General features: G+C 30.0%; 19 protein-coding genes and 2 tRNA genes. 18 read left to right on the top strand and 3 right to left on the bottom strand.

The window, feature by feature from the left end; all coding sequences use genetic code 11:
- Positions 1–51 precede the first annotated feature (51 nt).
- Positions 52–1,086 (top strand): hypothetical protein, encoded by a 1,035-nt coding sequence (locus CX675_RS03790; RefSeq protein ID WP_205728595.1) that lies wholly within the window; start codon positions 52–54, stop codon positions 1,084–1,086.
- 69 nt (positions 1,087–1,155) lie between these two features.
- Here CX675_RS03790 and CX675_RS19720 read toward each other — a convergent pair whose 3' ends face one another.
- Entirely contained in the window at positions 1,156–1,317 is a 162-nt protein-coding gene (locus CX675_RS19720) for a hypothetical protein (protein ID WP_165395966.1), read from the bottom strand.
- A gap of 309 nt (positions 1,318–1,626) precedes the next feature.
- Here CX675_RS19720 and CX675_RS03785 point away from each other — a divergent pair, with 309 nt between their 5' ends.
- The 17 genes from CX675_RS03785 (at position 1,627) to CX675_RS03715 (ending at position 16,543) form a co-directional block, all read left to right on the top strand.
- Positions 1,627–2,352 (top strand): hypothetical protein, encoded by a 726-nt coding sequence (locus CX675_RS03785; RefSeq protein WP_130733884.1) that lies wholly within the window; start codon positions 1,627–1,629, stop codon positions 2,350–2,352.
- Positions 2,353–3,275: 923 nt separating this feature from the next.
- The gene (locus CX675_RS19715) at positions 3,276–3,416 is read left to right on the top strand and encodes a hypothetical protein (protein WP_165395965.1); all 141 of its coding nucleotides are present in this window, start codon (positions 3,276–3,278) and stop codon (positions 3,414–3,416) included.
- Positions 3,417–3,479: 63 nt separating this feature from the next.
- A tRNA-Ser gene (locus CX675_RS19710) sits at positions 3,480–3,566 on the top strand.
- Between the two features lie 364 nt (positions 3,567–3,930).
- Positions 3,931–4,002, top strand: a tRNA-Thr gene (locus CX675_RS03780).
- A 153-nt stretch (positions 4,003–4,155) separates the two neighbouring features.
- The gene (locus tag CX675_RS03775; RefSeq protein ID WP_240723585.1) at positions 4,156–4,983 is read left to right on the top strand and encodes a hypothetical protein; all 828 of its coding nucleotides are present in this window, start codon (positions 4,156–4,158) and stop codon (positions 4,981–4,983) included.
- A gap of 433 nt (positions 4,984–5,416) precedes the next feature.
- On the top strand, positions 5,417–5,707 hold the full coding sequence (locus CX675_RS03770) for a hypothetical protein (protein ID WP_130733882.1): 291 nt from the start codon (positions 5,417–5,419) through the stop codon (positions 5,705–5,707).
- Between the two features lie 195 nt (positions 5,708–5,902).
- Positions 5,903–6,472, top strand: coding sequence for a metallophosphoesterase (locus tag CX675_RS03765; protein WP_130733881.1), 570 nt, complete (start codon positions 5,903–5,905; stop codon positions 6,470–6,472).
- A 43-nt stretch (positions 6,473–6,515) separates the two neighbouring features.
- Entirely contained in the window at positions 6,516–7,064 is a 549-nt protein-coding gene (locus CX675_RS03760) for a 3'-5' exonuclease (RefSeq protein WP_130733880.1), read from the top strand.
- A gap of 165 nt (positions 7,065–7,229) precedes the next feature.
- Positions 7,230–7,733 (top strand): endonuclease V, encoded by a 504-nt coding sequence (locus CX675_RS03755; protein WP_130733879.1) that lies wholly within the window; start codon positions 7,230–7,232, stop codon positions 7,731–7,733.
- Between the two features lie 24 nt (positions 7,734–7,757).
- The gene (locus tag CX675_RS03750) at positions 7,758–8,324 is read left to right on the top strand and encodes a hypothetical protein (protein WP_130733878.1); all 567 of its coding nucleotides are present in this window, start codon (positions 7,758–7,760) and stop codon (positions 8,322–8,324) included.
- 38 nt (positions 8,325–8,362) lie between these two features.
- Positions 8,363–8,989, top strand: coding sequence for a hypothetical protein (locus tag CX675_RS03745; RefSeq protein WP_130733877.1), 627 nt, complete (start codon positions 8,363–8,365; stop codon positions 8,987–8,989).
- A gap of 7 nt (positions 8,990–8,996) precedes the next feature.
- Complete coding sequence (locus CX675_RS03740) at positions 8,997–10,130, top strand: AAA family ATPase (RefSeq protein WP_130733876.1); 1,134 nt, start codon at positions 8,997–8,999, stop codon at positions 10,128–10,130.
- Positions 10,127–10,831, top strand: coding sequence for a hypothetical protein (locus tag CX675_RS03735; protein ID WP_130733875.1), 705 nt, complete (start codon positions 10,127–10,129; stop codon positions 10,829–10,831). The genes CX675_RS03740 and CX675_RS03735 overlap by 4 nt, the downstream gene beginning before the upstream one ends.
- Positions 10,832–10,840: 9 nt before the next feature.
- Positions 10,841–13,381, top strand: a complete 2,541-nt coding sequence (locus CX675_RS03730) for a hypothetical protein (protein ID WP_130733874.1) — start codon at positions 10,841–10,843, stop codon at positions 13,379–13,381.
- On the top strand, positions 13,359–14,582 hold the full coding sequence (locus tag CX675_RS03725) for a hypothetical protein (protein WP_130733873.1): 1,224 nt from the start codon (positions 13,359–13,361) through the stop codon (positions 14,580–14,582). The genes CX675_RS03730 and CX675_RS03725 overlap by 23 nt, the downstream gene beginning before the upstream one ends.
- Positions 14,572–15,597, top strand: a complete 1,026-nt coding sequence (locus CX675_RS03720) for a lipopolysaccharide assembly protein LapB (protein ID WP_130733872.1) — start codon at positions 14,572–14,574, stop codon at positions 15,595–15,597. The genes CX675_RS03725 and CX675_RS03720 overlap by 11 nt, the downstream gene beginning before the upstream one ends.
- A gap of 103 nt (positions 15,598–15,700) precedes the next feature.
- Positions 15,701–16,543 (top strand): DUF1963 domain-containing protein, encoded by an 843-nt coding sequence (locus CX675_RS03715; protein WP_130733871.1) that lies wholly within the window; start codon positions 15,701–15,703, stop codon positions 16,541–16,543.
- Positions 16,544–16,630: 87 nt separating this feature from the next.
- On the opposite strand, the gene CX675_RS03710 is transcribed toward CX675_RS03715, so the two are convergent.
- Both CX675_RS03710 and CX675_RS03705 read right to left on the bottom strand, forming a co-directional pair.
- Positions 16,631–17,506 carry a T9SS type A sorting domain-containing protein gene (locus CX675_RS03710; protein ID WP_130733870.1) on the bottom strand — a complete coding sequence of 292 codons (876 nt, stop codon included), beginning with the start codon at positions 17,504–17,506 and terminating at the stop codon, positions 16,631–16,633.
- Positions 17,507–17,645: 139 nt separating this feature from the next.
- Positions 17,646–19,217, bottom strand: a complete 1,572-nt coding sequence (locus tag CX675_RS03705; protein ID WP_165395964.1) for a tetratricopeptide repeat protein — start codon at positions 19,215–19,217, stop codon at positions 17,646–17,648.
- Positions 19,218–19,286: the final 69 nt, after the last annotated feature.

Raw genomic sequence — 19,286 nt, 5'->3', positions numbered from 1 at the left:
ATCTTAAATTAATCGTGGTTTAGTTACTTTGCTGGAAACAAATAAACTATCATGAAAAAACAGTATTTTTTTAAGAGCAAAATGCGCATATTTCTAGTTGGCATTTTTGCATCTATTGCAGTCGTTAGCTGTACGTCATCTGATTTAGAAGATGAAACGACAAAACCAATCGAAACAGAAGTAACCCAAAGACAAACCACCGCATTTTATGACAATTTAGTGTTGCGTTGGGCACCTGTACATCATCAAGATGTAGATAATGCAGGTTGTGGTTCTATGAGTGGAAGAGGCGATTATATTACAGCGATTAATTTTGATAATGATTGGGTATCAACGAATAATTGGAATAATATTGAACCTAGTAAAGGATTTGCTCCTACAGCACACTGTTATTATTCGGTTGTAGAAACCAATACACATTATTTTATACTTTATGCATTTTTTCATCCAAGAGATTGGGCAAACATTTGCTTCTTTGGTTTAGACTATCACGAAAATGACTTAGAAGGACAATTATCAATCGTTAAAAAATCGACAGCAAATAATGGTTATGGAGAATTTTTAGGAATGGTAACTGTGGCACATTCTGATTTTTATTCTTTTACGCCTTCTGGTAGTCCGTTACAAGCCAACCATGAAAGTATTGATGGCACTGTTTCGTATGAAAATTATAACAATCAAGCACATCCTGTTACTGCTCAAGAATCAAAAGGACATGGGTTAAAGGCATGGCCAGCCTATAAAATTATTGGAGACGGAATTACATACTATCCCAGTCTAACTACAGCAGAAGTACCTGCAAATAATGATGATCGTGATGTAAAATATAAATTAGTTAACATTTTTGAAGCCAATGGTTTCTGGGATAGACGATTTAACACTGCTTTTTTAAACAATGCCAAATCATTTCCTTCCACACAAGGTTCGGGCAATGCAAACACACCATGGAACTGGGATGATAAAGACGATAATCCAGGTGTAGGCGAATTAGCAACAGATCCAGCAAAATTAGTGGCAGATTATTTTAAAAACTTAGGCAATTTTAGTACCACATATACCTTAAATCCATACAAAGGTATTAATTAGTTAGTTAAATGGGTTTTATTAAAAAGGGCGTTTGAGTTTTCAAACGTCCTTTTTTATACTGAAAAAAAATTAGTCAATTAAATATACGCATTCTAATTCTGCACACATTGTACCAAATTTAATGCAATTTCCATATTCATCTTTGCATTTCATTCTTCCACCTTGAATTGTTTTTAATTGCTTTTTTTCTAATGTTGTAACGCCTTCTAATTTTAAAATTTTCTGAATCATAATGTATGAAATTTGAATGTTAATAGCGGTAAGTTACATAAAACATTTTTTTAAAAATCTTAAATTCAGTATTTTAACTATGTTTATAGAAAAAATGTAATCTTTTATAAAAACACTAGAAAAGCACTGTTTTTTTAAAAAACGGCACAATTTTTATGGTTTCTTTTGGTTTTAACTCGGCTTCTTTTCGAGAATAATCACTTTTTTTAGGCCTATTTAGCTATCGTAGCAAAGCAAAGGGTACCACAACACCGAACAAAGCCCGAACAAAACTCGAACAAGACTGTAACAAAATAGAGAAACAATAGTATGGCTAAAATAGAAGTAGAAGGCACATTCTCCAGAAGAATAGGAAATTATGTTATTTATGAGTTAAATGGGCAAATGATTATTAGAGCCATTAGTGGCTTTACTACCACTGCTTTACAAAAGGGGAAAAAATATGAAAAATGCAGACAAAATGCCCATGAGTTTGGAAAATTATCCTCTCAGTGCAAAGCCATTCGGGTGGCTTTAACCGGTATTTTACCGAAAAGTAACAATTTAGAAATTGTGAATGCGTTTACCAAGAAAATGCGAGCGTTACTTCCTTTTGATACTGTATCAGAAAAAGGAAAACGCCTATTGGCACAAGCCATACAAACACCTGAAGCAAAAGAAGCGTTGCAGTATTACCATTTTAATCCCATGAGCCAGTTGGATTTAGAACCAGTAACCATACAGAATGGAACGCTTTCTTTTTCAACAACAGCGCTGATTTTTCCGATGCTTTTTAATTGCATTGGTGTAAAAACACATTTTCTTTTTTTTGATTTTGAAACCAATGAAAGTTGGTTGCACAGTAGTACGATTTCCTTTTTTAAGAAAGCGAAAATACCTAAAATAGTAAGTATCTCTTTACCAGACCCACCCAAAGAGGGTAGCGGTACTCTTTTTACACTAATAGAAATAGCCTTTTTTAAGTACAATAAGATTGCTTTTTTACCTTTAGAAAGCGATAGTAGTAAAATAGTTTTTTGGGCTGCTGTGGAGTAATTATATGAGACCAACTTGTCATGCTGAACATATTTCAGCAACTTAACTATATTGATTTTTTCGAATGAGACCTTCTCAGGGTCACTATATGGTGTGAATCATTAAAATTTAACCACAACGATTAACCACCAACCATCAACCACAATTTCAAAATAGGTTTGAGAAAAATATCCTTCTTTTTCTTATATTTAAAGAAATATTATATAAATTCTTCTGAAAAGGTTCTAGAAACAGCAAGAGAATGGTTTGGAGAAGAAAATGTAGTACCAATTGAAAATTTTTAGAATAAATTAAAAAAACGAGCATATTTCAAAATAATTCCTATATTTGCCTTATTATGAATACACAAAGACAACATATGGCTATGCTATCAAAAGATAGTAACTACCGTTTAGTAGGATCTTTTCCTGCTAAAAAAGCTAGGCCGTTTCATGTGTATCCTATGGTTTAAGAATTTACATTTATACCAACCAAAATACCTAAGCGTCCTTCAAAAGAGGGCGCTTTTTTTGTTTAGCTAAATTGGAATTAGGAAATAGGAGTTTGGGAAGGGTTTAAGGCATAAAAAAGTTAAAAATAAATTAATAATGACGTTGAAACAAACCAAAAACATTGGTAAACAACAACAAAATGAAAAAAAATATAAAAAATGTTTAATGCGTAGTAAAAATAATACAAAATAAAACTTGAAAACTAAACAAATGAGAGACAGTCATTTGACCATTTTCAACGTATCTGTTAGTAAACGGACAGGATTTTTTTTGTTTAAAAATAAGCATAACAAACTGAAAATCAATAAAATAAATTAAAAAAATATTTGGAATTTATTTTTTTTTGACTTTATCTTTGCAACGGAAATTTTGATAAAAACAAAAATTAAAAGCTATAAACTATTTAATAGTTAAAAAGTAAAAAAGTAAAACATGGCATCATTTAATTTACAATATAAAAACATATTAAAAATGAATATTTCATCAACAGTACTAGTGTCTTTTGCTGTAATTACACCAAGTTTCGACTTAGGAGCAAAAACAGGTATGCGGGTGCATCAATATAAACAATAAGAAGTTATTCTTAATTTGTATGTGAAGCACCTTTTAAAGGTGCTTTTTTTATGCCTTTAACTGGGAGAGTAGGTAAATATTGGTTTGTTACACCCGATTGCTAATCGGTTTACTCACAAGGTAATGAGGGTTCAATTCCCTTGCTCTCCGCAACAAACGGGTTTCGTTTAAAAATACAAGTAGTCTTTAGAAAGGACTTAGGCTTATTGTGGTAATGGTAACCTTCCCGACTGTCTCTCGGGAGCTACGAGTTCGATTCTCGTATAAGCCGCTTAGTTTGGTTAAGAGTAGTTAGTCCTTAGTGATTAGCAGTACGTCAGTTCGAGTGTTTTTTAGAAAATGCGAACAGCAATTTTTTTAAAAATGTATCGAGAACTAGTTTTAAAATGAAAACTTCTCGATACGCTTCGCACTCGAAGTGACGTAGATGGAGAATATTGATTTGTGATGTAATGGGTTAGCATAAGAGACTTTGACTCTCTTTGTTCGGGTTCGAATCCTGACAAATCAACAAAATGCTATAGCTCAAAAGGTAGAGCAGCAGCAAAGTATGCTGAAGATAAAGGTTCGATTCCTTTTGGTGTTTGAGATTCAGGATTTAGGAATTGATTAAGAATTGGTCAAGTGCTTTTTAAAAAATGTATCGAGAACTAGTTTTACTATGAAAGTTTCTTGATACGATTGATATACTGACTCTTAAAAATAAAAACACACATCAAGAATAATAAAAATTATCATTATGAAAACGTATAATAGAATAGCTTTAATAGGTATAGAACCTGAAGAATATGAAGTAATACGAGCGAATTATACCGGAAGTATTATTTGGCATTTAGCGATACCCAAAATAGTAGTTAAAGATCAAATTTTATATATAGAAAAAACCAATGGAGTAGGGATGTTACCAGTAGATAAAGTGGTGTATTATGGGATTTATGATGATGATTTTGATTTTATTTCTGGTTTAGCCATTTGGAACGGACCTTGTTTCCCCAATGCTATGGGTATGTTAGATTGTCGCTTTAAGATACCTTGCTTAATTAAAGCTTTGTCATTGTCACAATTTAGTGCGCCTAGAGGATTTGTAAGTGCTGGAGCAACGGTAATAACAACACAGGATACGGTAGCAAAATGGGGAAATTGGCATTGCGGAGAAAATAAACATCGGTTCACTGGCGAATGGGAAAGCGAACATACAGCTTCTATTGAGCCTTATTTTGAAGGAGAAGCCGTTCGTATCATGGTTATGGGAAATAAACATTGGCAAATTAAACTAGAGGGAACTACATGGTTAAAGTCAATTCATCCAGAAACGGCCACTTTTATGCCTGTTGATGCCGATTTATTAGCAGACACAATGCATATAAAAAAGGCGTTACAAATGGACATGATTGGAAACGATTATATTGTAGCTCCTAATGGTCAAAAATACCTTTTAGAGGTCAATCATATTCCTAATATCACTCGATTTGAAATAGTTAGAGAAGTATATTTAGAAACTGTAATTAATTGGATAAATGAATATCAACTGTTTAATTATAAAGAATTTATTCATTACGCAGAATAATTGCGTATGTAATTTAAACTTTTGTATCAGAAAATAAACGTTCTTTTTTTAATTTGTAAAAACAACTTGTCTTTGCTATGTACCCCTTTCTTTTTAACAAGAAACAAGACCAAAGACCTGATTTAGCAAACGTTATGCAAACTGTTATTTTGCTTTTCTATTACATTGGAAACCTTAGTTTTTACCATATCTAGAAAACCATTTTAGCACTTTTAATAGCTTTTCTTTTTCCGTTCTTGTTACGCAAAGGCAACTTGTTTTTTACATCACTATAAGATAAAAAAAGAGAAAAGATAGATATAAAAATCATGTTAGATAAAATAAAACAAATTTCAATTTCTTGTTTAAGTAGTGGTACAAGAAAATTAAATGAACCTTTTATAACATAGAAACCTTTGAATTATTTCGAGGTTTTTAAAAAAACTTAGAAATAATGAGAAAAGAAAATACAAGTTCAAATAAAACCGAATTACTTGCCATAGTGCATATAATACAAATTATAGGTTTAGCTTTCAGTTTAATTAGTTTAATTTCTTCCCAAGCAAATTCGGAACAAAATAAAACAACTAAAAACGCTTTTTTGAACAATATAAATCAGCATATGGCTAAAGAAAATTTGCAAAATAATACTAATTCAAAGCAAAAAGAAGTGAAAGTAAATCTTGATTCAATAATTAGAGAAGTGATAAAAAAGAAAAAATTGAACAAAAATGCAATAAAATGAAACATCATTAAGAGCAGTGAAACCATTGGTTTTGTTACTATGTAAAGAGTAAATAAGATGATGTTTTTTAAAAACTTAGAAATAATGAGAAATGAGGAAAACAACATCGAAATAAAAGAAGTAATCAAAACTATACTTCTAATTATAAAATGTATTGCAGCTATTATCAGTTGCAATTCTTAAAAAAGAAATAAAATGAAACAAAATATATTTTTTACATCGGATCATCATTTTGGGCATACCAATATTATAAAGTATAGTGAACGTCCTTTTGCATCGGTAGCAGAAATGAATGCAGAAATGATACGCAGATGGAATGAAAAAGTAGGAAAAGAGGCTATTGTATACCATTTAGGAGATTTAAGTTTAGCTTCAACTGAAGAAACAAAAAACATTCTAAATCAGTTAAATGGTAAAATATTTTTAATAAAAGGGAACCATGATAAAGCTACCTTAACTTATCCCAAACGATTTGAGTGGATTAAAGATTTTTATGAATTAAATGTAGCAGATTCTGAAGCTCAAAATGGAAAGCAAAAGATTGTTTTATTGCACTACGCAATGAAAGTGTGGAGAAGTTCATTTAGAGGTACTTGGCATTTATATGGGCATTCTCATGGTCATTTACCAGATGATGAAACCTCACGTTCATTTGATGTAGGAGTAGATTGTCATAACTTTTATCCGCTATCCTACGAAGAAGTAAAAAGCATCATGCTTCAAAAAAAATGGAAAGCTCCTTTTGAAGGAGAAATTAGAGACTAAATTAATACAAATAGAAACGAATATTTTCGTTCAATTTAATACAATGAAAACAACAGATAAAATAATTATAATTGATTTAGAAGCTACTTGCTGGAACGGACCTGTTCCCAAAGGGCAAGTAAATGAAATTATAGAAATAGGAGTTTGTGTTTTAGATACACATACAGGAAACATTAGTAAAAATAAAGGGATTTTAATTCAGCCAGAATATTCCACTGTGAGTCCTTTTTGCACAGAATTAACTACTATAACATCCGATTTATTAGAAAGAGAAGGCGTTAGTTTTGACGAAGCCATTGCTATTCTTGAAGAAGAATACCAAGCCGATACATATACTTGGGCTAGTTATGGACAGTATGATTTAAATATGCTAAAGAAACAGTGTCATTTTAGAAAAATAGATTATCCAATGGGTAGCCAGCATATTAATGTTAAAGAATGGTTTAGTGACGTGAGAGGCTTACGAAAAAAAGTAGGTATGAATGGTGCGCTGGAAATTTTAGGTATTCCCTTAGAAGGCACCCATCACAGAGGGGTAGATGATGCAAAAAATATTGCTAAAATTTTGCATTGGTGTCTTAAAAATAGCTGATTAGTCTGTAGTATTTTGTAGTGCTATAATAAAAAAACTCTTGATGTGTCTTTACCGAAGTGTTTTAATTAGAGCTATTCCTTTGGTAAAGGTCTTTTTATTAATTTAAATTACATGTATAAAAAGAAGGAATTCTTTTATATTTGTTGTATTAACCCCAAAGAAATGATTGTAACAATAGATGTTCATTATAAAGCAGATTATGCTAAAACTGTTTTGCTTTTTTTTGAAAATTGGCAAAGCGAAACACCTACAAAAGTAATCACTCACAATACAGAAGATGTGCTACCTTATGAACCAGGTTCTTTTTATAAAAGAGAGTTACCTTGTATTTTAAGTGCCTTACAAGAAACCACATTAGAAGCAATCAAACTTATTATTATTGATGGGCATATTTATGTTGATAATGAGGGTAAATATGGGCTAGGTGGTTATTTATTTGAAGCGTTAGACCAAAAGTTTCCTATTATTGGTGTCGCTAAATCTTCTTTTCAAAGTAACAAAGATACTGTGGTAGAAATTTTCAGAGGCGAAAGTAAAAACCCTCTATTTGTTTCTGCTATAGGGATTGATAAAGAAGAAGCTGCTCATTCAATACAAAATATGTATGGTGCGTATCGTTTACCACATTTATTAAAATTGATGGATCAAATTACGAAAGAAGAGTGAGTAGTTGTTATGAATAGAACAGAGATGAGAACAGAAACGAGATTTGAAAATTTGCAATTTAGAGAGAATTTAAAACGCTCTTTAGCAACAAAACTTAATCTAACAGAACTTTATTCTGGAAAACAAACTATTAGAAATGAGAAAGGTTGGAGAGATAATGAAATAAGTATAGATTATATTTGGATAGTAAATATAAGTAGATCATTTGTAGGATGGGGAGGATTAGTAACTATCAAATTTGAAGAGAGTCATTTTCGTAAAATTAATAATCCTGAAAAATTAGTTCAAGGTATTTTTCTTTATGATGGAAAAGGAGAGATTACAGCGTTCTATTTTGAAGAGCAAACAAAAGAATTTAATGATCCAATATTTAATATCCAAAATTTAGAATTATTTACTGCAAATAAAGGAATAACTCTCGATGGCGTTTTCTATGAATATGAAATTATTGCAACAAATATACATACTTGTATTACTGTAAATAATCCTAATAATAACAATTGGAAGTTTTGGGAAAATGAGATTTGGAAATTAGGAAATAGACTTTCTCAAGAATCAAAGAATAATGAAATGATGGTATTATTTAAATAAATGGGATTAAATTATCTTAAATTAAGAAAAAGAACCTAATGACCAATAGAAAAACACCCTTTTTAGATACCATTTATCATTTGCGCACGAGAGAACACGGCATTATCTATGACAAGAAATTAGATATTAGCTCGGAAGAAGCTAGAGAAGTAATTGAATTTCTACAAGATGAGTATGAAAAAGAAAGATTAAATTACCCATTTATAGCTCCTTCATTTGACGAAAAGGCAGCTTTGTGGGCTAGTAAAACGGTTTATTTTGCGATACAACTAGTTTTAAACAGGAAAGATACCGAAAGTAAAATAGATAGCTTATTTCCGATATATAACAATCAATTAACAGCTTCTGCCATGCTTTCTACAGATTTATGTTTGCGTTTTTTACCTACTATCTTGCTTCAGTTGCAACAGATGGATGCAGAAGATCCTTTACTTCCTGTTTTGGAACACTACTTAACGTTATTTTCCTATTCAGCGATTGGGTATGATTTAGACATTGAACAAGCAGACACAAGCTTAATTGAATCAGATGCCTGTTTATTGCAATTGTATTTGGATAGGTTAGTAGAAAAAAAAGATAGAAATAGAGCCAATCACGAACGATTAAAACCTTTATTATTAGCGAATATGGGTAATTATAAAACCTTTTTTTGGAACGAATTATAATATAAAAATGAACACACTAGATAATTTAAACGCCCTTTTAAAACATATAAAAGAAACCTTCATTGGTAAAAATGAAATTGTAGATTTACTTGGTATAAGCTTATTAGCCAGAGAAAATGCTTTCTTATTAGGACCTCCAGGAACAGCCAAAAGTGCCATTGTAAGAGCCTTGTCAAACGGCATTGAAGATGGAAAAAACTTCGAATATTTATTAACTCGTTTTACTGAGCCTAATGAAATTTTTGGACCTTTTGATATTCGAAAATTAAAAGATGGGGAATTAGTTACTAATACAGAAGCGATGATGCCTGAAGCTTCAATGGTCTTTTTAGATGAAATTTTTAATGCTAATTCGGCTATTTTAAATAGTTTATTAATGGCATTAAATGAAAAGATATTTAGAAGAGGTAAAGAAACCAAAAAATTGCCCGCTTTAATGTTTGTTGGAGCTAGTAATTTATTGCCAGAAGACGAAGCGCTGAATGCCTTATTAGACCGTTTTTTAATTCGTATAAAATGTGATTATGTAGATCCAGATTTGTTAAACGAAGTACTTTTAGCCGGTTGGAAATTAGAAAATAATACACGTGAGAATGCACCAACTATTGCCGCAGATGACATCCGTTTGCTACAAGTAGAAACTAGAAAAGTAGATTTAGCACCCATAAGGAAAGAATATGTTGATATAGTTCATTCTTTGAGAAATGCAGGTATTAGTGTTTCCGATCGAAGGGCGGTTAAAATTCAAAACCTAATTGCAGCTAGTGCCTTTATATGTGGCAGAAATAGTGCTATTTTATCTGATTTATGGGTTTTAAAATACATTTGGGATACCGAAGAACAAATGGAAGTCTTGGAAGGTATTGTGAATCATATTATAGAGAAAGATACTAGTGAAAAAGCGCATCCGCAAGCCACTTATAATAAAGTTCCTGATGCTGAAGAAGTAATGAAAGAAGTAAAATATTTATCAGATAAATGGACCAATACTACCTTATCTTTTGAAGAACAAAATATTATAAAAGATAAGCTTCGTTATGTACAAACACGATGCGATTGGATTAAAAATCCTGAGCAGAAAAAATTTGTTCAAGATGAAATTGAACAATTATGGCAAAAAATGCTTAAAACTATGGCATGATGTATTATTTGGAAATAGAAAAAAAAGATTTAGAATATTTAGCTCCTATACGTCATTGGAGTCATCTTACTTTGGCTTTTTATAACGAAATTGTCTATATAAAAGGATTTACTCCTGCTCAAATTCAGGAAGCAACCTTAAGTCAAATACCGAACAGTATTATCTATGAATTAAAGGAAAATCTGTTATTTCGAATTGGTAAACTGGTTCCAAGTAAAAAAATAGCATCAGCTTTGTTATGGATGCCAATTTGTAATGCTTTACCTATTGTTTTACCAAAATATAACATGAATTATTTTGGTATTCAGGAAAAGATTAAGTTACAGATGATAAAAAGTGATCATGAACAACAAGCCTTTGGTTTAATTACAAAAATAGATGCCGTAAAAGGTTTTATTGAAACACTACCACAAGTTCGATTGCAAAACTTAAAATGGGTACTTATTGAAGACAGTGTGTTATTTTTAGGAACACCTTTATTACCCATTTCTGCACAAACATATTGGAAAAAAGATAATTTTTTATTCCCAACGGGTTACACGATGGAATTTGATATTTTATTTCCTTTTATAAAAGAGCAATTATGTCCTGAGCATGATCAGCTTATTTTGTTTCAAAACAACAATACATATCTTTCAATACCAATAGAAGCTTGCAAACCTTTGACTATTAGTTCGTTTAGACTAACGGTAAATGATTAAAAATAAGAAATGGATTTTAGTAAATATTACCAACCCCATAAAGATTACTTTTGGCGTTGTACTAATTCTGCAGATGAATTAGACGACAACTATTCAATTATTGAAATGTTTGACGGTTCTACAATTGCTTATACCAATCATGTTGTCGAAATTTTAGAATTACTTTCAGATGAAAGTATTCCGCCTTTTGGTGCTTTGTTATTAGCTATAATTGCAACAAATCAAAATAGTGAAGCTACTTTAGTTAAGTTACATCATTATGCAAAAAGTAAGGAGCGAACCAGTGAATTTCCCAACGCTAATTTGTATCGCACAGGAGCTGCTTTCGACTTTTTAAAGATTTTATCTGAATTACCTGAAATTTACAAATCTGGGGATCAACGTATTTTGCTTTTTAAAACTATTTTTGAAAAATGTCATAATAGAGTAGGAAGTCAGTTGGCAAAAAAAATAATTTATGATTTTAAAAAAGAATCTAATACCTTTTTCACACAACAAAACGAAATTTCCTTTAATGAGGCAACTTTTGTAAAAGATTTTAGAACCATAGCGTTATTAAAGCAAACATATCCAACAAAAGAGTCATTATTAAAAGCCTTAACAGCTTTACCTGAACTAGATAAAAAAGAGGAATTAATTGAAGAAATAACTTCAGAATCAGAACTATCAAATAAACCTACGGATTTTATTGACGAATTAATTCAGGAGATGACAACCTTTCATGTAGGAAGTTTAATTCATCGTATTTGGTCAGGTTTAAATATACCTTTTCATCATAATGTACCTAGTCAACAGCCAATGGGAGGCGTTTCGGATTTAACTAACAAAGGTGATTTTGATAGATTACTATTATCAGAATTTGCTAATGATGATACCTTATTTTTATCTCGTTTGGCAAATAATGAAGCACTATTTATTCAGAGAGAAATTCCTCCTCAAGATAACAAGAAAACAAGAATCCTTTTAATAGATGTTTCTTTAAAAAATTGGGGAAACCCAAAGACAATAGCTTTTGCAACAGCTTTAGCCATTATGAAACATCCAAAAACCGATATTGAGTGTGTGGTTTATGCTTTTGGAAACAATTATATCAATTTAAACTTGGATTCTGTTTTTCAGGTTACCCAAAGTTTAGGACAGTTGAGTAGTGCATTAGATGGTACAGAAGGATTACAGCTTTTTTTAAATAACGAATACACTAGTTTAGGAGAAGTAGAATTATTTATTTTAACCACTTATGAAAATTTGGAATCTATTTCATTTCAAAATGTTCTTAATGAGAATTATGACAAAATAAATTTTATTATAACAACAGATGAAGTGGGATCTATAAATACATATAAGATAAAAAATAGAGTTCGTAACCATGTTAAAACAATTCAATTACCATTAGATGAATTATGGAGAAATGTTCCTAAACTTAATACAAGAAAAAGAATAAATCGTAATGGTTTAAGTGGAGTACCTATTTTATATCCGGTGGAAAGGACCTATCAAAATATTTTTCATTATGAAGAAACTTTTTATCTTTTTTTGAACACGAACTTATATGAATTTGAAAGTAAAGAATTTAAAAAAGGATTTGAGAAATTAGGAAATCATATTCCTTTTTATTTAGGAGAATATGCTATTTTAAAAAAGAATGCTAATTTAATTTTAGTTAATTGGTTACATGAAAAAAATACTATTCAATTGTATGATGTAAATCAAAAAAATATAATTACAAAAGAAATAGCAATTCATACTGAAGAAATAATACGACCTTTTACCTTTCAAGAGACTATTTATATAACTGATGGAGAACATTTTTATAGAATAACAGATACTTTTGATTGTATCGTAACTTCTGATGAAACCGTAAAAGGGTATTTTAAAAATTATGAAATAAGAAAACGACAATTTGTATCTGATTATAAGCGAAATAATAATAAATATACCATTTTTAACAACCTAAAGTCGGTAGAAATAGATCATAATTATACGTCTAGTTTAGTAATCAATGGATATCATATATATTCTAATACTTTTATTTCTTATTCAAAAGTAAATCGTGGAGCAAAGAACATACGATTGGATAGACGAGTTTCCTTAATTTTAAAAAAATATGGAGCCAATAGAGCAAAATTGGTACAATATTTTTTTACAGTTATGAATTTAAAAAAATCTGAAATCAATTTTAAAGAGATGTTTCCTATAAGAGAAAATTTAACTTTTGAAGAAGCTGAAAAAATAAAAATAGATTTAGAAAATTTAGGAGCGACTTGTTATATAGAAACGACACATTTTGTTTCTTCTGATGGAAGTAGTATTACAGTTAATAATGGTATTTTAGAATTAAAGAGTAGTGATACCACTATTCCTAAAATATTTATACCATTTGTAATTGAAATGCCTTCCGCATTAGCCACAGATACAGTATTTACTGGTAATCCTTATTTTCTTCCAGAGGGAAGCAATTTAGAAGTCATTGAAACTCAAAATTTTCACGACAAGTATTATATCTCTTTTATACAACATATTTTAGATCATGAAGTTAACATTACAGCCTAATAAACAAAATAAATATCCTTTATCGGGTATTCTTATTAAAGGAAATTCTCCTTTGATATGGTTGTCTTGTTTGCAAGAATTAAATATTGAAATTAGTTTGTATTCTTCTTACGCCATTCCGAGTAAAATTGCCAATGAATTATATGGATGTTTGGTGGTTATGCCAATTGATACCATCAAAAAGACACACAAACACCAGTATGTACAATGTTATGAAGGACAAATTTTTATTCCAGGTTTTTCGGTTCTTTTCCCTTTTATAACAAAGGATGAGATGACTACAATTTTTGGAGAAAACAAGCATTTTCTACATCCAGAAATAGGTTTGGTAGAACTAACTGAAACCATAAACTGGATAGATTTAGTAGCCAATACGCGTAAGATTAATGTAAAAATTAAACAACCAAATACTAGTGTTTATATTCCTAAAAAATTACAATCACTGCATGTAGAATATGATGAAGAAGCATTGTTAGAATCTCTAGAAAATCCGTTAACAGACGAAGAAAAACTAGACAATTTGCCTTTTAATATGAAAAAACTGATGGAAGGAAATAAAAAGGAGATGGAAAAATTTTTAGCATTTATGGATAAAAACCCAGAATTAGCCATGAAATATGCTATTCCTCTCGACACCCTTGGAACAGCTAGAGGTAATCAATTAGGTACATTTAAATTTGGGCATGGTTTTTTTAATGATTATCGTGGTTTTTCAGGATTTTTTGGTTTTTCAGATTTTACATTGAACAGTAAAAATACATCACAACCATCTAAATCATCTGCTGTTAATAAAATTACAATGGTGCTTATTTCTGGAATAATTATATCGTTAGTCTTTTATTTGATTTATTTTTTAATACAAAATAATATTAATTCATTTCAAGAATTATCATTAAAATCCGCAGATAATAAGTCGTCTGATATTTTTGTATTATCTGTTTTTGGAATTGCAATTGGGTTGATCTTATTTCGTTTGTTTCAGCAATCGAAACTTGATTTAAGTGGAAATATTGCACCCATTTTTAAAATACTGATGCTAATTATTTTAATTTTTACAGTGTATTATTTATTGAGTTATTTCTATCACACTTTTGGTCTTTTTAATTGGCATGTACTATTGGTTCTTATTTTTATAGCGATACTAATTTATCGTCTTTTTAATAGAGATGGAATAATTTTTAAAGAAAAAAATGAAAAATAATAAATCTTTTGAAGATAAAGTATTTGATGTTGTTTTCATATTATTAGTCATTCGACTATTTTATGCTTTGTTTTCTGCTACATATTTAACAACAAGTGATTTTTTCTTATCACTTTTTGGCGCTGTTTTTATTGGATTCTTATTACTCGTTTTTCTAAGAGCATTTTCAAAAGAATTTAATTTTGAATCAAATTCTGCAACAAAAAATAATTCGGGATCGAGTGCTCTTTTAGAGCATAATGTTTTCAACACAATTGAAAAAAAGTATCGCGATTTAGCACAAGAGTATACTAACAATAAAGAGCATAAAAAAGCGGCTCATATTTATATGAAACTGTTAAAAGATAATTTTGCAGCAGCAAATGTTTTGTATGAAGGAGAATATTATTTAGAAGCAGCAACAATTCAACTAAAGTATTTAAAAAATAAGCCTAAAGCGGCAGATTGTTTTGAAAAAGGCAAAGCTTATCATGATGCCTTAAACCTTTATAAGGAGTTGAATTATTTTGAAAAGACAGGAGATATGTATGTTTGTTTGAATAATAGGGTAGAAGCCGATAAAGCATATAATCAAGCTGTAGAAGAACATACTAATAGTAAACAATTTATAAAAGCATCACAATTGTTGAGAACTAAATTAAAAGATAAGAAAGCAGCTCAAAAGTTACTTTTAGAGGGTTGGGATAAAAAAATACAAGCAAATGAATGTTTAACCACTTATTTTCAACATTTAGGAAAAGAAAAAAAAATGGAAGAGGAAATTCAATTAGTTTACAATACAAAAACAGATGTAACGAATAAAGAAGTCTTTTTCCAAGTGATAAAAAAACAATTTGGTAGAAACAAAGAGACAAACAAAACGATTCGAAATATTTCTTATGAAATTGTATCGCAATATATAGATAGAAAACCAGACATGGCAACCGAATTGAATTACTTGAACACACAAAATACTATTTTTACTAAAGACGTCTTAAAATATAAATTACTTCAAAGAAAAAACACTAATTTGTAATTTAAAATCTAAAAATCATTAGAAATAGTGATGTCTTATTTCAATAGAAATCTAAAATTTGCTGAAATAATTTATATAAATCATTTCAGCAAAAAGAGATACTATGTTATCAGAACAAATAGACACAATACTTCGTTCATTTCAAATAAATGATGATAAGGTTGCCCAATTAAAAGAAGAATATCAGCTTGAAATTGATTATGAAAGTCTGTCTCGTAATTTTGAATTTATCATTCAAATTAATAAAGAAAAAATTACAGAAACTAAACTAGGTACATCGCGTTTTGGTGGTGAACCCGATCTGCCTAAAAAATTTAATTGGCCGAAAAAGCAGTACTTTTATGCACAGATTAATTTTCAAGAAGTTGCTCTTGCTGATCTTGAAGAGGCATTACCTAAAACAGGGATACTTTATCTTTTTGCTGATGAAACTTGTGAAAATTCAAGTGTGCTTTATGTAGAAAACACGAGTGAATTAGTACAAACCGCTTATCCATTTAAACCTAAAAAAGCGCTTCATTCTTTAACGAATGAGGTTTACCAACTTACTTTCAAACCAAATTTTTACTTTGCTTTTCCAGAAGTGTTAAGCAGTTATCATAGTTTCAGAGAATTGCACGAAGCGTTAGCAGTTTCTTTTTTAGATAAAGTAGCCAAAACAATGGGACAAGAAGAATTTGAGTTTATTGGAAGTCATTCCAAAAGTCGTTTTTTTGGACGCCCATTTGAAGAAGAATTATTAAATGATGAAATGTTTGGTTTTGATGAAGATTTTGAATTTGATATTGAAGATGAAGATGTTGATTTTGAGGAAGCTATGAATGAAAGCCATTCTTACTTTATGTTGCAATTAGAACATGAAGATGGTGGTTTATATGTAAGTTTTAGCGATAATTTTAAAGAAATGCAAAAGAATAATGGAATTGTACAATATATAGGTACTTAAAGACAGTTTTTGGTTGTTAGCTTTAAAAGCCCTCAAGAAATTATTTGCGAGGGCTTTTATTTTTAGTGTGTTGGTTTAGCAGCGTTATTACTCTTTAATAAATTTTTTGATAGCTTTTCCAGAATCTCCATTTAAAATAAGTGTGTAAAAACCTACGGCTAATTTATTTGTATTAACAGAAAGTGTATTATTTGAGATTCCAATTGTTTTTTGAATTAAAATTTTACCTAAATTATCTACAATAGTGTAGTCATGAATAACACTATTATCGGAAACAGATATAAAAAGTGTTTCTTTTACTGGATTAGGATAAAGAGTTACTAAATTAGAAAAAGTAGGGTTTTCAATGCTCAAACTACAATTAGTATCCCATTCCACAATCATGGGTAACCCTTGATTACTACTGCTACTATTTGGGCAAAATTCTGGTGCTGCCACAACATAATAACTTCCTGGTTCTGTAATTACATAGGAAATATCATTTGCTCCTGGAATAGCAACATCATCTTTATACCACTGAATATTGGTATCATAAGGACTATTAATCGTGTTGTTGAAGCTACCACCTTGGCACAATAGAAAATTACCGTTATTTCCATCGACAGATACCGTTGAATTCATTTCATTATAAATTACCAAACTAGTCCAAGCATAGCTATCAATTTGAATTTCATTTGATTCATATGTATTTCCTCCTGAGGTAACCACTACTTTTAAAAGGGCTTGATCATAGGTGTACCAATCATAGGTGAAAGATTCAGAAGTAGCTCCAGCAATAGCAGTATAAGGGTCTGAAGTAAACCAATATTTAAAATACCATTGATAGGTATCGTAAGTTTGATTGGTTACAGAAGCCGTTCCATTAGTCCATGGACAAAGCATTACGTCTCCTTGAATTTGTGGATTTTGAGCAACTAACGCATAAGTGCAACTCAAAAAGAATAGTAGTACATTTTTTTTCATAACAATTTTTTTAAATGTGTCTTACAAATGTAACAAGGCTAAGCATAGCAAGGGTTTTGTAAAGCGTGACAAATTGTGACATTGTTGTAAACAAATTGTGACATTTACTAAAAAAGTAATGATTATCTATTAAAAAGAATTAAATACTTAAGAGATATACATTCAAAGAAATGGTGTCGGGTAATGCTAATCTTTTTTCAATTCTTTCTTTTCTTTTTCTGCAAGCCACGGGTGTAATATTTAGCATATTGGCTATTTCTTTGGTGTCCAAATTCATATACACATATGATAAATAACGAATATCTGTAGCCGTTAAATCGTGGTGCTTTTGGGTTAATCGTTGAATAAAACCTTGATTAACTTCATCAAAGTGGCGAACATAATTGTCCCAATCGTCATCTGTTTTTAAATGCTCTTCCAAAGCTTTTATATTCTTGATAATCGTTTCGTTTTCATTTATATTAGGTAATGAAGTAAATGATTTTATAATATCTTGTAACAATTGGTTTCTTCCAGAAATGTAAAGAGCTCTCGATAAGATTCTTTGGTTTCTAATTTGAATTTCGTTTTTCAAACTTTCTTGTTCTAAAAGCGCTGTTTTTTCTTTTTCAACTAATAATGATTTTTCAGCTATTTCTTTTTCCAATTTAAAAGCTGTTACTTGTTGTTCTCTCTTTGCAATAAGTTCTTTTTGTTTAGTTTTTATCGAATAATTTCTAAAAATCAATAATAAAATAATGAGCGCAAAAACAATGATAATAAGAATAGTATAAAAGAGTTTTCTTTCGCTTTTAAGTCTAATTTCTTTTTCTTGTAGCTTATCTTTATAATTTTGAATCTGAAATTTAACCTCACTACTTTCAAATAATTTTCCATTTTTTATTGTATTCAATTTTGAAGTAGAAAGTGTGATAGAATCTTTATATTGAAAAGCTATTCCGTAAGATGTAAGCTGGAAATAAATGGTTGCAAACAAATCGTATAATTCTATTTTTTTTTCCAAATCTGGTTTTTCAGCAACAGTATGATTTGCCCATTGGAGTGCTTTGGCTAAATTATTTTCTTTTAAATAGCATTTAGCAATAAGCAAAGATAGTTCGATACGGTTATCGTTATTAGGTTCGTTATTTAAATTTGTGAGTAATTTTTCAGCTTCAGATCTCGATTGTAGATTATTTCCTTGTAAAAAATCATTTTGGTATAGACCTACAAGAGTAGGAATCTTTACTTCTGGAATAGTAGCAAATTCTAACGCTTGATTTAAATGTTTTCTGGCTTGTGATAATTGCTTCTGTTCATTTGCTAAGAGTCCTAAATTCATGGCATACATACCCATTTTTAAAGAATCTTTATATTTTTCAGCTAGAATAAAAGCTTTGTTGAAATAAGCATTCGCTTTTGCATACTTTTTTTCTTTACTGTACAAAATGGCAATGTTATTTAGAACAATCATGAGTTGGGTATCGTCTAAATATTTACTGGCAATTTTATAACTTTCGAGGTGTTGTTTTAAAGCTTCTCCATAATCTAGAAGCATATAATAATTATTAGCAATGTTGTTTTGTGCCAGAAAAAGCTGTTTGTACCATTGGTTCTTTTGTGCCATTTCTTTCGCTTCGGAAAGCAATTCTAAAGAAGCAACATGATCTTTTCTAAACATTAATTGCACACCTTCTTTAATAATAGAATCACATTGTTTAGTTGTTTCCATACCAAACAATTGCATTTGCCCAAAAAGGCAAAAAAATGTAATTATAAAATAGATTTTAGTTGTCATTCT

The sequence above is a fragment of the Flavobacterium sp. J27 genome (assembly GCF_004303025.1).
Classification (GTDB): Bacteria; Bacteroidota; Bacteroidia; order Flavobacteriales; family Flavobacteriaceae; genus Flavobacterium.
Note: the sequence above shows the minus strand (reverse complement) of the source record. Positions and strands in the feature narration are given on the sequence as shown.

Bases quoted from the DNA above. Each gene is read 5' to 3' on its own strand.
- CX675_RS03790 (WP_205728595.1), top strand. From the start codon at position 52: ATGAAAAAACAGTATTTTTTTAAGAGCAAAATGCGCATATTTCTAGTT.
- CX675_RS19720 (WP_165395966.1), bottom strand. From the start codon at position 1,317: ATGATTCAGAAAATTTTAAAATTAGAAGGCGTTACAACATTAGAAAAA.
- CX675_RS03785 (WP_130733884.1), top strand. From the start codon at position 1,627: ATGGCTAAAATAGAAGTAGAAGGCACATTCTCCAGAAGAATAGGAAAT.
- CX675_RS19715 (WP_165395965.1), top strand. From the start codon at position 3,276: ATGGCATCATTTAATTTACAATATAAAAACATATTAAAAATGAATATT.
- CX675_RS03775 (WP_240723585.1), top strand. From the start codon at position 4,156: ATGAAAACGTATAATAGAATAGCTTTAATAGGTATAGAACCTGAAGAA.
- CX675_RS03770 (WP_130733882.1), top strand. From the start codon at position 5,417: ATGAGAAAAGAAAATACAAGTTCAAATAAAACCGAATTACTTGCCATA.
- CX675_RS03765 (WP_130733881.1), top strand. From the start codon at position 5,903: ATGAAACAAAATATATTTTTTACATCGGATCATCATTTTGGGCATACC.
- CX675_RS03760 (WP_130733880.1), top strand. From the start codon at position 6,516: ATGAAAACAACAGATAAAATAATTATAATTGATTTAGAAGCTACTTGC.
- CX675_RS03755 (WP_130733879.1), top strand. From the start codon at position 7,230: ATGATTGTAACAATAGATGTTCATTATAAAGCAGATTATGCTAAAACT.
- CX675_RS03750 (WP_130733878.1), top strand. From the start codon at position 7,758: ATGAGAACAGAAACGAGATTTGAAAATTTGCAATTTAGAGAGAATTTA.
- CX675_RS03745 (WP_130733877.1), top strand. From the start codon at position 8,363: ATGACCAATAGAAAAACACCCTTTTTAGATACCATTTATCATTTGCGC.
- CX675_RS03740 (WP_130733876.1), top strand. From the start codon at position 8,997: ATGAACACACTAGATAATTTAAACGCCCTTTTAAAACATATAAAAGAA.
- CX675_RS03735 (WP_130733875.1), top strand. From the start codon at position 10,127: ATGATGTATTATTTGGAAATAGAAAAAAAAGATTTAGAATATTTAGCT.
- CX675_RS03730 (WP_130733874.1), top strand. From the start codon at position 10,841: ATGGATTTTAGTAAATATTACCAACCCCATAAAGATTACTTTTGGCGT.
- CX675_RS03725 (WP_130733873.1), top strand. From the start codon at position 13,359: ATGAAGTTAACATTACAGCCTAATAAACAAAATAAATATCCTTTATCG.
- CX675_RS03720 (WP_130733872.1), top strand. From the start codon at position 14,572: ATGAAAAATAATAAATCTTTTGAAGATAAAGTATTTGATGTTGTTTTC.
- CX675_RS03715 (WP_130733871.1), top strand. From the start codon at position 15,701: ATGTTATCAGAACAAATAGACACAATACTTCGTTCATTTCAAATAAAT.
- CX675_RS03710 (WP_130733870.1), bottom strand. From the start codon at position 17,506: ATGAAAAAAAATGTACTACTATTCTTTTTGAGTTGCACTTATGCGTTA.
- CX675_RS03705 (WP_165395964.1), bottom strand. From the start codon at position 19,217: ATGGAAACAACTAAACAATGTGATTCTATTATTAAAGAAGGTGTGCAA.